The organism is Micromonospora sp. AKA38, from assembly GCF_027925725.1.
Taxonomy (GTDB): Bacteria; Actinomycetota; Actinomycetes; order Mycobacteriales; family Micromonosporaceae; genus Micromonospora.
This window is the reverse complement of sequence record NZ_BNEI01000005.1, coordinates 1,826,050-1,840,368: the sequence shown is the minus strand read 5'-3', so window position 1 is coordinate 1,840,368 and position 14,319 is coordinate 1,826,050. Positions and strand designations below refer to the sequence as shown.

Genomic DNA, 14,319 nt, shown 5'->3' with positions numbered 1-14,319 from the left:
GGCACCACAAGTCCAAGATCGGCGGGCGCGGGCGCGGGAATGGGCGCGGGAGTGGTGGGTGGTGGTTCAGGGGGTGGGCGGGTTCGGGTCGTTCGGTGAGGACGGATAGGGCCGCTGGTGGGGAGTTGGGCGTGGGGTTGGTGGAGGCAGCAGCGGCTCCAGCGGGGTGAACGCCTCCACCGGAGTGCCGGGGCGTGGTCCGCCCCGAGTCGCGGGACGGCTCGCTTGTCTGGTCGGCCGCGTCGGGTCCGTCCGGTCCGCCGGATCCCTGGGTGGGCGGCTCGCGTCCGGGTGCGGCCCGGACGGGGTGGACGGCGGGTCGCGCCGGTGGCGTTCCTCGGCGTACTCGGCGCGTCGGCGGGCCAGGTCGCGTTCGCACTCCAGCGCGATGCGCTGCTCCCAGTACGGCTGGAGCAGCCGGCGGACCCGTTCGTCCAGGTGCACCGTCACGTCGGGCTCGCAGGTGAATGTCACGTCGCCCCGCGCGTACGCCCAGGGTGGTGGATCGTGCTCGGCGAGCGCCGCGGTCAGCGCGGCGAGCAGGTCGCGCGGACGGTGCGGCGGCACCTCCGCCGCGCAGCGGACCGCCAGCCGGTGCAGCCGCTGCGTCGCCTGCGGCTGAAAATAGTCGACGTACCAGCCGAACAGTTCCGGCCGGGCGGTCTCCGACGACCAGGTGTAGGTGGCCCGGACGCCGAACACGTAGACCTGGCCCTGGGCCGGCACCACCAACTGCTCCGGTTGTCGCCGGTCGACGGTGGTCACCGGCGTCGCCGGCTCCTCGGTCCACCACAGGCCTCGCAGCGTGGGCTGCGCGCCGGCCCAGAACCGCCGGGCGCGCCGGCGCGCCGCGTCACCGACCGCCCGGGCCCGTCCGGCCCAGCGTCGCCGCCGGCCGTCGACAGGTGCGCCGGGGCCCGGTCGCCGGCCGGTCGGGCCGGGATCCGGTGGCATCGCCGTCATCGCACCCCTCTCCGCCGGACGGCAGCCGGCCGCCCGGCCGTCGTGGGGCGGCGGGTCGGTCGGGTGAGGGGTGTCCCGGAGTCAACCTAACAACCGGGTACGGCCGGGGTGGGCAGCCGCGCGGGCGGCCCGTCGCTCGCGTTCGGCCGATCGGACGACGTGTCGGGTAGTCCGATCGACGGGACTTGCCGCCGGGTCTGTTAACGTGCTCAGTGCGGTCGGTCCCGTCAACGGGACCGACCGTCCAGACCGGACCCTGATCTCAGGGTGATGTCTTGATTCCGCTACGTCGCGCTTCGTAGCGTGAGGCTTCCGCGAACCCCTCGGGTGGTGGGGCGCCACCGATGGCCGCGGTCGTTCCCGTGGGGGGCGAATGCTGATCGCCGGAGCCGTGCCGGTCACGACCGTCATGGCGTGGTTGCGTGCCGACAAGCCGACGTCCGCCGGGCCGGGCGCGGGAGGGACTGAACGCATGGGCGTGGAAGCTCGCCGGGCCGCCGGCCGGACCATCGAATTCCTCAGGTCGCTCGCGGAGCGGCAGTACGACCGGGTGTGGACCCCGGACTTCCTCACCCTCACCCCCGACGTGCAGGGTTTCGTGGTGTACCACCACGGTGGGCTGGTCCTGGTCTACGGCGCGGTGGTCCAGGGCGACCCGACCCGCTGGTTCTTCCAGATGGCGTGCGCGCCCGGCGCGGACGTCGCCGACATCTCCGGCGCGATGACCTGGGCGAACATCCGCAACCGGCTGGCCGACACCGGGCGCTACTACTGCGTGGTGAAGGCCGACCAGAGCGCCTGCCACGTGGTGTTCACGCTCGACGTGTGGAGTCCGCTGCTGGAGGACGTGACCGCGCCCGAGTCGCAGGCCGTACGCGACCTGCTCGACGGCGCGCTCGCGGTGTGCGTCCACAACGCGACCGCTGACTTCCGGGACCTGTCCGCCTACCTTCCGGGGGCCCGGCCACTCAACCCGACCGAGGTCGACGCCTGGACCCTGTTCGCCTGCACGCAGGACTGACCGGATGATCCCAGGGCCGGCGGCTGCAAGCTCGCCACCGTCAGCCGGCGGATCCGGGTCCGCCGGCTGGCGGCCTAGCATCTCCTGCATGCAGGAAGGCCGGTGGACGACGATCACCCCGTCGCAGTTCGCGCACGAGCGGGAGGCGTTGGCGTACATCCAGGCGCTGCTGCCCGACACCGAGCCCTACCGAGCCTGGTCGAACTTCACCTTCACCGCCCCGACCGGGCATCCCTACGAGGTCGACCTGCTGGTGGCGGGCCCCGGTGGGCTCTACCTGATCGAGATCAAGAGCCTGACCGGCCGGCTGACCTCGAGCGGCTCCAACTGGATCCAGACCAGCCCGAGCCGTACCCGGACGTTCGACAACCCGCTGCACCTCGCGGACATGAAGGCCAAGAAGCTCAAGGGGCTCCTCCAGGCAGCCGCCGCCCGGCGTAGGGGCACGCCGATCAGGGTGCCGTTCGTGCAGGCGGCGGTCTTCCTGTCCAAGCCGGGCCTGCACGTCGAGCTCTCCGAACACCACCTGCACGGGGTCTACGGGCCCGAGCCGTCGCCCGGGCACCAGTCCGGCCCGTTGCCCGCGATCGGCTCGCTGCTGCAACGGCCACCGCAGGACGAACGGCAGCGGGTCGGCAAGGAGGTCTCCGCAGCGCTGCCCGGCCTGCTCGAAGCCGTGGGGGTGGCCCGCAGCCGCAAGCACTACCAGGTCGGGTCGTGGGAGTTGGAATCGCGCCCCTACGATCTCGGCCCCACCTGGCAGGACCATCACGCCCGCCACCGCGAGTTGGAGCGGGAGCACCGCCGCATCCGCATCTACCTGGTGGAGCGCAACGCCGTCCAAGCCGACCGGGCCAGCATCGAGCGGGCGGCCCGGCGCGAAATGACGGTGCTGCACGGCATCAACCACCCCGGCATCGTGCGGGTCGACTCGATGGAGTCGCACGAGGCCGGACCGGCGCTGATCTTCCGGCACGATCCCCGAGCCGTCCGGCTCGACCACTACGTCGCCCAGTACGGTGAGCGGCTCGACCCGCTGGCCCGGGTGGCGCTGATCCGCCAGATCGCCGACGCCGTCGCCTACGCGCACCGGCGTCACCTCCACCACCGCGCGTTGTCGGCCCGCAGCGTGCTGGTGACGCCCGGCCGGCGGCGGCGCGGAGGCAGTGAGGAGGAGGCGTGGCTCACGCCGCAGTTGCAGCTCAGCGACTGGCAGGCCGCCACCCGCGCGGTGGACACCAGCGGCGGCAGCAGTGGCGACCCGGTCAGCATCTCCTCGCACGCCGCCGCGCACATCGAGCTGTCCGCGGAGGCGTACCTCGCGCCCGAGCTGACCGCGCCGCGACCGGACCCGATCGCCATGGACGTGTTCGGTCTGGGCGCGCTCGCCTACCTGATCCTCACCGGCCAGCCGCCCGCCGCCAAGCGGCAGGAGCTGCTGTCCCGGCTGGCCCGTGACAACGGCCTGCGTCCCTCGTCGGTGACCGACGGGATCAGCGAGTTCGCCGACGATCTGGTCCAGGCGGCCACCGCCCCGGTGCCCGCGCAACGCCTCACCACGGTCGCCGACTTCGTCGAGATGCTCGAAGAGGTCGAGAACGAGCTGACCGCCCCGCCGCCGTCGACGCATCCGGACGAGCCGGAGCCGGCGGAGACCGATCCGCTGGAGGCACGCGGCGGGGACCGGGTCGGGGAGTGGACGATCAGGAAGCGGCTGGGCACCGGCTCGACCTGCCGCGCGTTCCTCGCCCACAACGAGCGCACCGGCCGGGACGAGGTGCTCAAGGTCGGCCTCTCCGACGAGAAGGCCGCTCGGCTCGCCCACGAGGCGAAGGTGCTTCGCCCGCTCACCGACTCCCGGATCATCCGGCTGGCGAGGCCGGAGCCGCTGCGGATCGCCGACCGCACCGTGGTCGTGCTGGAGCACGCCGGCGAGCTGACCCTGGCCCGCAAGCTCCGCGACGAGGGCCGGCTCACCGTCGACGAGCTGGAGACCTACAGCGAATACCTGTTCGGCGCCCTCGACTACCTGGAGGGCGAGGGCGTCTACCACCGTGACATCAAGCCGGACAACATCGCCGTCCGGGTCCGGCCCAACCGGACCCGCCAGCTCGTGCTCTTCGACTTCTCACTGGCCGGGGTCTCGGTCAAGGAACTCGCCGCCGGCACCCCCCGTTACCTGGACCCGTTCCTTGGCACCGCCAACCGGCAGGTCTACGACAAGCACGCCGAGTGGTACGCCCTCGCCGTCACGCTGCACGAGATGGCCTCCGGCGAGCTGCCGGTCTGGGGTGACGGCGGCACCGAACCGCAGCTCACCGAGGGCCCTCCGGTGCTGGCGGCGGAGGCGTTCGACCCGGCGGTGCGCGACGGCCTGGTCGAGTTCCTCCACCAGGCCCTGCACCGCGACCACCGCCGGCGCTTCGGCTCGCTGAAGGACATGCGCGACGCCTGGCAGCAGGTGTTCCGCCGGTCCGACGCCAGCACCCCGGTCGGCTCGGAGCACCCGGAGACCGAGGCCGAGGAGCCCGACGAGCAGGTCGCCGAGCAGATCCGCGAGGAGGCGGCGGCGCGGGCCACCCGGGCGACCGCGCTGGAGGCCGCCGGGCTCACCCCGCGGGCGGTCTCCGCCGCGCACCGGGTCGACGCCACGACCGTCGGCGAGTTGCTCGCGGTCGGCAACAACACCTTCGCCACGCTCCCCGGCCTGGGCGCCAAGACGCGCAAGGAGTTGCAGCGCCGGGTCAAGGAGTGGCGCAGCCGGCTGGGGGAGCGGGAAACCATCCCGACCTCGCCGGCCGCCCGCCGGGCCGCCAGCGTCGAGGCCGCCACCGAGACCACGGCCGGTGACACCGACCCGGTGCGCGTCGGTCTGGACGCCATCGCCACGCTGCTCGTACCGGCCCGCACCAGCCGCAACACCGCCGAGGCCGAGGCGACGCGGCTGCTGTTGAACCTGCCCGACGACACCGGTGCGCTGCCCGCGCTGCCGCTGTGGCCGCGGCAGCCGCTGGTCGCCGCCGCCGTCGGGGTGACCCCCGGCCGGATCGCGCAGGTCCTCGGCAAGCAGCGCAAACGCTGGCACGAGCTGTCGGTGGTGCGCAGCGTGCGTACCCAGATCGTCGAGTTGTTGCGCGACGGCGGCCGGGTGATGGGCGGCGCCGAGCTTGCCGCGGCGCTGCTGACCAGCCGCGGCTCGGTGCGCACCGGCGACGCGCTGCGGCTCGCGGTCGCGGTCGCCGCCGTGCGGGCGGCCGTCGAGATCGACGCGCTCGAGGAGGAGCCGCGCCTGCTGCTGCGCCGGCACGCCCGCGCCGACATCGACGGCAAGCCGCACCCGCGCGGCGACCGCCTGCTCCTCGCGCTGGAGGCCGGCGAGGACGACGCGCCGGACACCCCGGCCGCGCCGGCGCTGCTCGACTACGCCGACGCGCTCGGCGAGGCCGCCGACCGGCTCGCCGCCAGCGAGGTGCTGCCCAGCGCCGCGACGGTGATGCGAACCCTCGCCACGGTGACCGCGCCCGGCGGCGCGGCCGACGTCATCGACGAGCGGCGGCGGGTCCTGCTCGCCGCGGTGGCCTCGGAGCGTGCTGCCGCCACCGCGCGGCTGGAGCTCTACCCGCGCGACCTCGATCCGGTGCGGGCGCTGCGGCTCGCCCAGGCCGGCGTGGTGCCCCCGGCGTCGGACAACCAGCGGGCCCTGAGCCCGGAGCTGGTGCAGCAGCGCGTGTCGGCGCGTTTTCCCGAGCTGGCGCCCCTGCCGACGGACCGGAGGCTGGATCGCCTGCTGGACGAGGCGGGCTTCGCGCTGCGACGGGACGGCGACCGGTTCCTCCCGCCGCCGCCGCGCGCCGGCTCGTCATCCATGTCGATCATCCAGCGACAGGCGTCCGCCAGCACCGTGCCGAGCCGGTGGGCGGCCGAGTCGCCCGAGCTGGCCGAGGCGATGCGGGCCGAGGAACGCCTGACCGGGGCCAGGTCCGCCGGCGGGTTCCGGGCCCTGACGGTACGCCTCAACCGCTACGCGCCGGCCCGCGAGGAACTGGTCCGCCGCTTCGACGCCCGCCCGGTCAGTGTGGCCGAGGAGTTCGTGCGGGAGCTTCGCGGTCTGGTCGACGCCCGACCGAAACCCACCTGGGAGACCGTGGTCGCCGCCGACAACGCGCCGGAGAACTCGCGCGCCGCCATCAAGCTCGGCGAGTACGTCGAGCAGGCGTGGCAACTCGTCGTGCCGCTCCTGCGCGCGCGGTTGAGCGTGGACGCCGGGCCGGTGCTGCTGCACGACGCGGCGGTGCTGGCCCGCTACCGGGCGATGGAGCGGCTGCACGAGCTGGCGGACGCGGCGCGCGCCGGGGCGGGCGGCGTGTGGGTGCTCTGCCCGATGGACGACCCGGCGCTGCTGCCGAAGCTGGACGGCTCGGTGGTGCGGGTGGGCGACAACGAGTGGATCGCCCTGCCGGACGCCTGGGTCGTCAACGCCCATCGCAGCACGGTGAGCGCCTGATCGTCGAGCACCCGTGACGGCGCTCAGGCGAGACTCAACGCCCTCTCGGCGCCATCCAACAACTGCTTGTACGTGACGACCTCGATCCGCGCCAGGTGGCTGCTGTACGTCCGCAGGACCTCGTTCGTGTCCGCCTCCTCGACGCTCGGCTGGAAACGAGGGTGGCCGATGACCACTGTCGCACTCGCCCTGCGCACGTCTACTCCGTGTTGGTCGAGGATGCGTGAGCGGTCCTCGTCGAGAGCGAGGAGGTAGTTCATCACCTGCCCGACCGCGCGGTGCACCTCGGCGTTGGGGATCAGCCCCCGACGCTGACGAGTCATGATCGCCAGGTTGGCCTTTTTCAGCTCGACCACGTGCAGGGAGCCGTCCGGCCGCAGCAAGGGGATGTCCAGCTCGTCCCCGGCGACGAGTCGACGGCGGCCGAGAGCTGGCAAGAAGGATCCTCCGAAGATCCAGAGGTTCCTCTCCAGAGTGCTCTGCAGGTCATGTTCGGAGCTGTGGGGGTTGTGCACGACAGCTCGCAGCTCTCGAAGGCCGGCGGTCCGGGCTCTGATCTGGGCGAGCCGGACAAGATCGTCCAGGCTCAGTCGTTCGACCTCAGCGGGCCTGTGCCCGGCAGCGTGCGTGGTTGGCTCGCTGGGTCCCTCGACGACAAGGCGATTGCTCAGCACCTCGCTGAACCACGCCGAATGCTCTCGCATGCCGCGCAGGATCCGGTAGTGCCCAGGCTGCTCCTCAGACTCCGACGTTTCCTTCGCAGAATCGAAGAACTCGACGAGGTGGGCCTGCACTTCGGCAGCAGAGGCAGTCGGATTGTCCGACAAGAAGTCCTCGACCGACTTGAGAACGAGCTTGCTCATGCCGTCGAAGGTGTTTCGGACGAACCGGAGCGTGCTCCACCTGGCACCCTCGAAGAGCTGATACTTGATCTCGATGTCCGGTCGCAGCATGGTGTTCATGGCGTAGGCCAGAGCATCCTCGATGCGTTCGCTTACGAGGGCATCCTGTTCCTGGCGGGCGGCGGACTCGGCATAGCGGAGCAGGGACACCAGCTCCTTGCCCCCGCGATACGGGCTTCGTTCGCCCATGTGACGGAGCACGTCCTGAAGGACGCTCCCGACGTGGTCAGAGACGCCGAGGGAGACGATCTTCTTGATCAACTTACGGAGGGTGTAGTCGGACCGGGTTGCCATTGGACCCTCCACCTCACGCCTTCAGTCGATACCAGCGCGACGATCATCGTGGGTGCCACCGACATTTCATTGCCGGGCCTGTCGGAGGGCAGTTGTCCGACGCTGCTCACGGCCTTCGTGTCTTGCTTTGCGGAGGGTTGCAGACTCGGCGACCGCTGGGAAGGTCGCGCGGGTGTGGCGGGACGGAGGCCGGCAAGTTGGACGAAGATCTCGCGCTTCGCGGTGGCGAGGCCATGACGGTCGAGGACGTAGCCGGTGAGCCAGATCCAGCCGAGGTGCGTCAGCTCAGGGCCGACCGAGACGACCCGGAGCGTCAAGGCGCGGTCGCCGCCGAACTGCACCGAGGCGCGGCCGTCGATTCGCAGCAGGTCACCCGGTTGCGGACGCACCGCTACCAGTGACCCTGGTTCGGTGGTCGGCACTCGCGGGCGTGCATGGCCTGCCAGTCACGCACCGCCCGCTTCAGCCGCTCGTTCTCCACGGTCAGCCGGCGGATCTGCCGGTGCAGGTCGGTTAGCTCGTCGGCGACCTCGGTCTGGAACGCGCGTACCTGATCCTGGTCGACACCTCGACGGCGCGGGTCGAACGCGCGGTTCCGCGCCTCGTGCGGGGTCATCCGGGCCGGCAGTCCGGTCCCGTAGAGCTGGCCGGAGCGATACACCTCGGTCACATCGGTCCCTTCTGAGGGCAGGCGGAAGCGCGGAGGGTCGGTGCGGTGGGTCTGGAAGGGCGGGCCGTCCGCGGCCGGCGTGCGGACGGCCCGCCCGCTCCGCCGCCGCAGCCCGGATCGGCGGTACGGGGACGAAGCGCGTCGGTGGGTCGGGACGGGCACGCGCACCCGCCCCGACCGGGGGAATGAGCCGAACTCGTTGCCACGCGAGGACCGGCTCCGCTCCAACATAACTAGGGAACACAGGGAAGTCAAAGTGCATTGCTAAGACATTTGGGTTGTGATCGAATTCGGGTTGCCACGCGAGGAGTGCAATGCCCGAATCAGCCGAGTACCTCCGCATTGCTGACGACGTGATGTCTGACGTCAAGTCAGGGAAGTTCAAGCCCGGCGATCGACTGCCGTCGGTCGCGCAGACCCGCGCGGACTACGGCGTCAGCTACGGAACAGTGCAACTGGCCTACGTTCGCCTCGAAGCGCTGCGGGTGATCCGGCGGCAGCAGGGCAAGGGCGTCTTCGTGACGGATCCGAAGACCTGGATGAGAGAGCCGTAACCAGCGTCAGTCCAGCAGAGCCCTCATCCGTTGGTCGGTGCGCCGCTCGGTGTACTCGGCGTCGGCTCGCCACGTGTCGCCGTGCCCGGTCCGCCAGTGCGTCGTCCAGGGCTCGACGCCGAGCGCGGCCTGGTCGCGCAGGAAGTCGTGCATCGCCAGGGCCCGCACGGTCAGCAGCGGCACCAGGTCGCGGCGCTGCCGCTCGTCCAGCCCGTACGCGTCCACGAGTGCGCGCAGTCGCTGCCCCGCGTCGGCGCGCTGCCAGTCGGGGTGCGCCGACAGCGGGACGAAGCCGTGCGCCGCGTAGGCGAGATCCCACAGGCGTGAGCCCGGCCCGGCATTGTCCCAGTCGATGACGACCCAGCGGTCACCGATCACGAGGTTCCACGGCGCGAGGTCGTGGTGCACGATCATCTCGTTCCGGTCGGCCGGGATCAGGGCGTTCCACCGCGCGTACCGGCGGCGGCGTGAACTTGGCGAGCGCGTCGTGCAGCTCGCGCGCCAGTCGACCCAGCCGGGCGAGCTGTTCCAGCGGTTCGAGCAGGTCGAAGCGGTGCGGCCAGGGCACCTCACCCACCGCGTAGGCGAGCACCTCCCGGCCGTGCCCGTCGATTCCGAGCGGCCGGGGCGCGCCCCGGAAGCCGACCGACCAGAGGTGGTCGAGCAGCGCGTGCACCGCCGGGGTCCAGGGACCGGCCTGCCGGCGTACGGTGTCTCCGACCCGCACCACGCCCGCCGACACGTTGCCGCCGGCGAGCGGGACCTCCTCGGCACTCATCCGCCCAACGTGCCACATCGACCGTCGCGCCGCAGGCCCCGCCGGCCGGCGCACGGGTCGCCATACTGTCGCGATGACCGCAGACGTGCGTACCGATGACGGTTGTCGCCTGTGGGCCGACCAGGCCGGCGCCGGGTCGCCGCTGGTGGTGTGTCACGGCGGTCCGGGCATGTGGGACTACCTCGGCCCGGTCGCCCGGCTGCTCGACGACCACGTCCGCGTCATCCGGTGGGACCAGCGTGGGTGTGGGCGTTCCGAGCGGCGCGGGCCGTACACGGTCGACCGCTTCGTGGCCGACCTCGACGCGGTGCGCGAGCGCCTGGCCGGACCGCGAACGGCGCTGTTGGGACACTCGTGGGGCGCGCACCTGGCGCTGCGGTACGCGCTCGACCACCCCGAGCGGGTCAGTCACCTGATCTACGCCTCCGGCACCGGCATCGACCCCGAACGAGGCTGGCACCCGCACTACGAGCGGAACCTCCGGCGGCGGCTCGAACCCCACCGGGATCGGTGGGAGGCGCTGGACGAACGCGCCCTCACCCCGGCCGTGGAGCGCGAACGGGCGGTCCTCCAGTGGTCGGCCGACTTCGCCGATCCGGACACCGCGCTGCGGCACGCCGAGGACATGGCCACGCCGTGGCTGGGTCTCAACCGGGACTGCAACCAGGCCATCAACGCCGAGGTGAAATGGGAGCTGAGGGACGCCGACATTGCCGCGCGGTGCCGAACGCTGGAGGTGCCCGTGCTGATCATCGATGGACCCGAGGACATCCGTCCCCGCTGGGGCGTCGACTCGTTGGAGCAGGCGTTGCCGAACTGCGAGCGGGTGAGCCTCCCCGGATCCGGTCATCTGCCGTGGGTCGAGAATCCGCGCGACTTCCGCCGAGCGGTGACCACCTTCCTCGCCGCGACGGCGTGAGCCGTCGTCCGAACCTGACTCGGTAGCGGCCTGTCGATCAGATCGGTACTTACGGGTACCCCCGTCCCGTGCACGGGACGGCTAGAGTCTTCGCGTGATCGACCGGAAGCTGCTCTTGTCCGACTTGCAGAAGCAGGTCAAGAATCTGGAAAAAGACCTGCGGGAGCAGGCCGAGTCGGTCGAGGAGGTGCGCCTCAAGCTGCGCGGCGAGTACGACCACGCGTTCAAGGTCGGGCGCACCGCCGCCACCTGGACAACCTGGCGCGACGAGCGCGTGACGCAGGCCGCCGTCGCCTGGGTGCTCGGCACCGTCTTCGTGCGCTTCTGCGAGGACAACGGCCTGCTGCCCGACCCCTACCTGTCCGGCCCGGGGGACCGGCTGGTCCTCGCCGAGGAGGCCGAGGCGCAGTTCTTCCGCGACCAGCCGAACGAGACGCTTCGCGGCTGGCTGAAGCAGGGCTTCGCCGCGATCGCCAGCACGCAGGCCGGTAAGTCGCTGTTCGACGAGCGGCACAACCCGCTCTACCAGATCCCGCTGTCGCACGACGAGGCGAAGAACCTGATCGCGTTCTGGCGTCGGCGCGGCGAGGCCGGCGGGCTGGTGCACGACTTCACCGATCCGGAGTGGGACACCCGCTTCCTCGGTGACCTCTACCAGGACCTGTCCGAGGCGGCCCGCAAGACGTATGCGCTGCTCCAGACGCCGGAGTTCGTCGAGGAGTTCATCCTCGACCTGACGCTCACCCCGGCGATCGCCGAGTTCGGCCACGACGTGGTCAAGATGATCGACCCGACCTGCGGCTCGGGCCACTTCGTCCTCGGCGCGTTCCACCGGCTGTTGAAGGAGTGGGAGCAGCACGCCCCCAACCGGGACTCTCGGGAGCGGGTGCGGCTCGCGCTCGACGCCGTCCACGGCGTCGACATCAACCCGTTCGCTGTTGCCATTGCCCGCTTCCGTCTGCTTGTTGCCGCGCTCAAAGCTTGTCGGATAGACACCCTCCGCGAGATTGGCGATCTCACCCTTCCGCTGCATTTAGCTGTTGGTGATGCTCTAGTTAAGAATAGGCAACTTGCTCTTTTTGGCAGTGATGCTAATGATCCAAGCGCCTTTTTCTATGCAACGGAAGATGTCGAGGAGTATCCTGAAATTCTCGCTGCCGGCCGCTATCATGTGGTTGTAGGCAACCCGCCGTATATCACTGTCAAGGACAAGAAACTCAACAAACTATACCGAGATATTTATGACTCGTGCGCTGGCCGCTACCCCCTCTCGGTTCCTTTCGTTGAACGTCTTGCTCAGTTGACTATGTCTGCACGGCCCGGGCGAGGTGCTGGCTACTTCGGTCAAATCACGTCCAACTCGTTCATGAAGCGCGAGTTCGGGAAGCAGTTGATTGAAGAAGTGCTGCCAAAGCAGGCGTGCCTTACGTATGTCGTCGACACCTCTGGTGCCTACGTCCCGGGCCATGGCACGCCCACTGTGATTCTCGTCGGTCGGGGACGTCATCACGGTGCAAGTCCATCTATCCGGGTGCTCGCGGGTCTTCGTGGAGAGCCGGGTGAGCCACTGGTGGCAAGCGAGGGCAACGTTTGGAGTGCCATCGAATATCAGATCGATAAGCCCGGTTCGCAGAGTGAGTGGATCGAGGTATTGGAGGTTCCCCGGCTGGAACTCTCTAAGTACCCGTGGAGCCTTGGCGGTAGTGTTGCAACTGGCGTAGTGGCGAGGCTCGAAGATTCTGGGCGGCGTTTGATCGACTTCGTAGACGGCGCGATTGGGGTTGCAGCCTTCTCTGGATGTGACGACGTCTTCTATCTCCCGCGCAGCTGGCACCGGCGGTTCAGCACCCCGTCGGAGCTAATGCGATCAATTGTTGCTGGCGAGGATATTCGTGATTGGGGTGCCTTCGGTCAGTGGATCGCATTGGCGCCCTATGATTCCTCAGGCGAGTTGATGTCTATCGGGGATGTGTGCAATCCCTGGATTCGGCATATCTGGGCGGCAAGGCAGATCATCGGCGCCACCCTAGATTTTTCTGGTAAGACAAGATCGCAGGCGGGCGTGCCATGGTGGGCGTGGTATCGATGGATCCCCGCTCGCACCAAGGGCTCGATCGCTATCAGCTTCGCAAAGGTTGCGACACATAACCGCGCCTTCGTGAACCGTGACAATCATGTCACTAATCAACATGTCCCTACCTTTGCGCTCAGTTATGGTGAACTACCTGCCGATGAAGTGGGTTTCGAGGGGCTTCTGAACAGTTCCACCGCTTGCTTCTGGCTCAAGCAGGTCAGTCATGGCAAGGGCAACGGCGGCGTCAACGAGGGCTACCGTGGCGACGAGTGGGAAGAGTTCTACGAGTTCACTGGTACCAAGCTGCAGGAGTATCCGCTTCCGTCCGCGTACCCCCTTGAACTGAGCCGGGAGATCGATGGCCTGGCGCAGCGGCTCGCTGCGGTGAGCCCGGCGGCGGTCGCGGATTCTGGCGTGCCCACCCGTGAACGGCTGGCCGCCGCGTCCGACGAGTGGCGCTCGGTCCGGGCGCGCATGATCGCGTTGCAGGAGGAGTTGGACTGGCAGGTCTACTCGCTCTACGGACTGTTGGACGAGGAGTTGACCGCTCCGGCCGACGCAGTGCAGGAGTTGAAGCTGGGGGAGCGGGCGTTCGAGATCGTGCTCGCCCGGAAGATGCGCGACGAGGGCCTCGAGACCCAGTGGTTCGTGCGGCACGGGTCGGAGCCGATCACTGAGCTGCCGGCGCACTGGTCGCCTGAGTACCGGGCGGTCGTGGAGCGGCGGATCGCGGTCATCGAGGGCAACCGCAACATCGGGTTGATCGAGCGGCCGGAGTGCAAGCGGCGGTGGGCCACCGAGGGCTGGGAAGCGATGCAGCGCAAGGCGCTGCGCGACTGGCTGCTGGACCGGTGCGAGGCGCGGGAGCTGTGGTACCACCACGTCGACGGTCTGGAGCAGCCGCGCCCGCTGACCACCGCGCAGCTCGCTGACGAGTTGCGCCGCGACGCCGACGTGCTCACCGTCGCCGGCATCTACGCCCCTGGTCAGGATCTCGGCAAGGTGATCGCCGACCTGGTCGCCGACGAGCACGTGCCGCACCTGGCCGCGCTGCGCTACAAGGATTCCGGCCTGTCCAAGCGGGCCGACTGGGAGCAGGTGTGGGACCTGCAACGGCAGGAGGACGCGTTGCCCGACGAGGCGGCGAAGCGGGAGTTCCGCAAGCGGATCCCGGTGCCACCGAAGTACACCTCGGCGGACTTCCTCAAGGGCAGCTACTGGAAACACCGCGGCAAGCTCGACGTACCCAAGGAACGCTTCGTCTCGTACCCCGGTGCCAGTCGCGACGGTGACCCGTCGCTGCTGGTCGGCTGGGCCGGCTGGGACCACCGCGAGCAGGCCCAGGCCCTCGCCACCCTGGTCGTCGCCCGCGAGCAGGAGGACGGCTGGGCCGCCGACCGGCTGTTGCCGCTGGTCGCGGGGTTGCGCGAGATCCTGCCCTGGGTACGCCAGTGGCACGGCGAGTTCGACCCGATGTGGGGCTCGTCCCCGGCGGACATCTACGCCGGTTTCCTCGCCGAGACCACCAACCGGCTGCACCTCACCGACGAGGCGCTCACCTCGTGGCGCCCGCCGAAGGCCACCCGCGGCCGAGCCGCCCGGGCGGCGAGCAGATAGAAGTCGACGCTGACTCCATCCCA

11 protein-coding genes are annotated in these 14,319 nt (G+C 69.9%); 6 read left to right on the top strand and 5 right to left on the bottom strand.

Annotated features, from left to right (window positions below):
* Nucleotides 1-66 precede the first annotated feature (66 nt).
* On the bottom strand, nt 67-963 hold the full coding sequence (locus tag TPA0908_RS25145; RefSeq protein ID WP_281941902.1) for a hypothetical protein: 897 nt from the start codon (nt 961-963) through the stop codon (nt 67-69).
* A 472-nt stretch (nt 964-1,435) separates the two neighbouring features.
* Between TPA0908_RS25145 and TPA0908_RS25140 the strand changes: the two genes are divergently transcribed.
* On the top strand, nt 1,436-1,984 hold the full coding sequence (locus tag TPA0908_RS25140) for a hypothetical protein (protein ID WP_281941899.1): 549 nt from the start codon (nt 1,436-1,438) through the stop codon (nt 1,982-1,984).
* A gap of 88 nt (nt 1,985-2,072) precedes the next feature.
* Nucleotides 2,073-6,488, top strand: coding sequence for a BREX system serine/threonine kinase PglW (gene pglW / locus TPA0908_RS25135; protein ID WP_281941896.1), 4,416 nt, complete (start codon nt 2,073-2,075; stop codon nt 6,486-6,488).
* Nucleotides 6,489-6,511: 23 nt separating this feature from the next.
* On the opposite strand, the gene TPA0908_RS25130 is transcribed toward pglW, so the two are convergent.
* Nucleotides 6,512-7,651: a Shedu anti-phage system protein SduA domain-containing protein gene (locus TPA0908_RS25130; RefSeq protein WP_281941894.1), complete on the bottom strand. Its 1,140-nt coding sequence runs from the start codon at nt 7,649-7,651 to the stop codon at nt 6,512-6,514.
* A 230-nt stretch (nt 7,652-7,881) separates the two neighbouring features.
* Here TPA0908_RS25130 and TPA0908_RS25125 point away from each other — a divergent pair, with 230 nt between their 5' ends.
* Complete coding sequence (locus tag TPA0908_RS25125; protein WP_281941892.1) at nt 7,882-8,085, top strand: hypothetical protein; 204 nt, start codon at nt 7,882-7,884, stop codon at nt 8,083-8,085.
* Here TPA0908_RS25125 and TPA0908_RS25120 read toward each other — a convergent pair.
* Nucleotides 8,076-8,354: a DivIVA domain-containing protein gene (locus tag TPA0908_RS25120; RefSeq protein ID WP_281941890.1), complete on the bottom strand. Its 279-nt coding sequence runs from the start codon at nt 8,352-8,354 to the stop codon at nt 8,076-8,078. The genes TPA0908_RS25125 and TPA0908_RS25120 overlap by 10 nt on opposite strands.
* A gap of 314 nt (nt 8,355-8,668) precedes the next feature.
* On the opposite strand from TPA0908_RS25120, the gene TPA0908_RS25115 reads away from it, so the two are divergent.
* Nucleotides 8,669-8,908 (top strand): winged helix-turn-helix domain-containing protein, encoded by a 240-nt coding sequence (locus TPA0908_RS25115; RefSeq protein WP_281941888.1) that lies wholly within the window; start codon nt 8,669-8,671, stop codon nt 8,906-8,908.
* Between the two features lie 6 nt (nt 8,909-8,914).
* Here TPA0908_RS25115 and TPA0908_RS25110 read toward each other — a convergent pair whose 3' ends face one another.
* Both TPA0908_RS25110 and TPA0908_RS25105 read right to left on the bottom strand, forming a co-directional pair.
* A complete protein-coding gene (locus TPA0908_RS25110) occupies nt 8,915-9,316 on the bottom strand; it encodes a phosphotransferase (protein WP_281941886.1) in 402 nt (133 codons plus the stop codon).
* Entirely contained in the window at nt 9,276-9,686 is a 411-nt protein-coding gene (locus TPA0908_RS25105; RefSeq protein ID WP_281941883.1) for an aminoglycoside phosphotransferase/kinase family protein, read from the bottom strand. Before TPA0908_RS25105 ends, TPA0908_RS25110 begins: the two co-directional genes overlap by 41 nt.
* Nucleotides 9,687-9,759: 73 nt before the next feature.
* On the opposite strand from TPA0908_RS25105, the gene TPA0908_RS25100 reads away from it, so the two are divergent.
* The gene (locus TPA0908_RS25100; protein WP_281941880.1) at nt 9,760-10,605 is read left to right on the top strand and encodes an alpha/beta fold hydrolase; all 846 of its coding nucleotides are present in this window, start codon (nt 9,760-9,762) and stop codon (nt 10,603-10,605) included.
* A gap of 94 nt (nt 10,606-10,699) precedes the next feature.
* Nucleotides 10,700-14,296 carry a BREX-2 system adenine-specific DNA-methyltransferase PglX gene (gene pglX / locus TPA0908_RS25095; protein ID WP_281941878.1) on the top strand — a complete coding sequence of 1,199 codons (3,597 nt, stop codon included), beginning with the start codon at nt 10,700-10,702 and terminating at the stop codon, nt 14,294-14,296.
* Nucleotides 14,297-14,319: the final 23 nt, after the last annotated feature.

What these genes read in the sequence shown, in the direction of transcription:
- TPA0908_RS25145 (WP_281941902.1), bottom strand. Translation starts at nt 963, where the DNA reads ATGACGGCGATGCCACCGGATCCCGGCCCGACCGGCCGGCGACCGGGC.
- TPA0908_RS25140 (WP_281941899.1), top strand. Translation starts at nt 1,436, where the DNA reads ATGGGCGTGGAAGCTCGCCGGGCCGCCGGCCGGACCATCGAATTCCTC.
- pglW (WP_281941896.1), top strand. Translation starts at nt 2,073, where the DNA reads ATGCAGGAAGGCCGGTGGACGACGATCACCCCGTCGCAGTTCGCGCAC.
- TPA0908_RS25115 (WP_281941888.1), top strand. Translation starts at nt 8,669, where the DNA reads ATGCCCGAATCAGCCGAGTACCTCCGCATTGCTGACGACGTGATGTCT.
- TPA0908_RS25105 (WP_281941883.1), bottom strand. Translation starts at nt 9,686, where the DNA reads ATGAGTGCCGAGGAGGTCCCGCTCGCCGGCGGCAACGTGTCGGCGGGC.
- TPA0908_RS25100 (WP_281941880.1), top strand. Translation starts at nt 9,760, where the DNA reads ATGACCGCAGACGTGCGTACCGATGACGGTTGTCGCCTGTGGGCCGAC.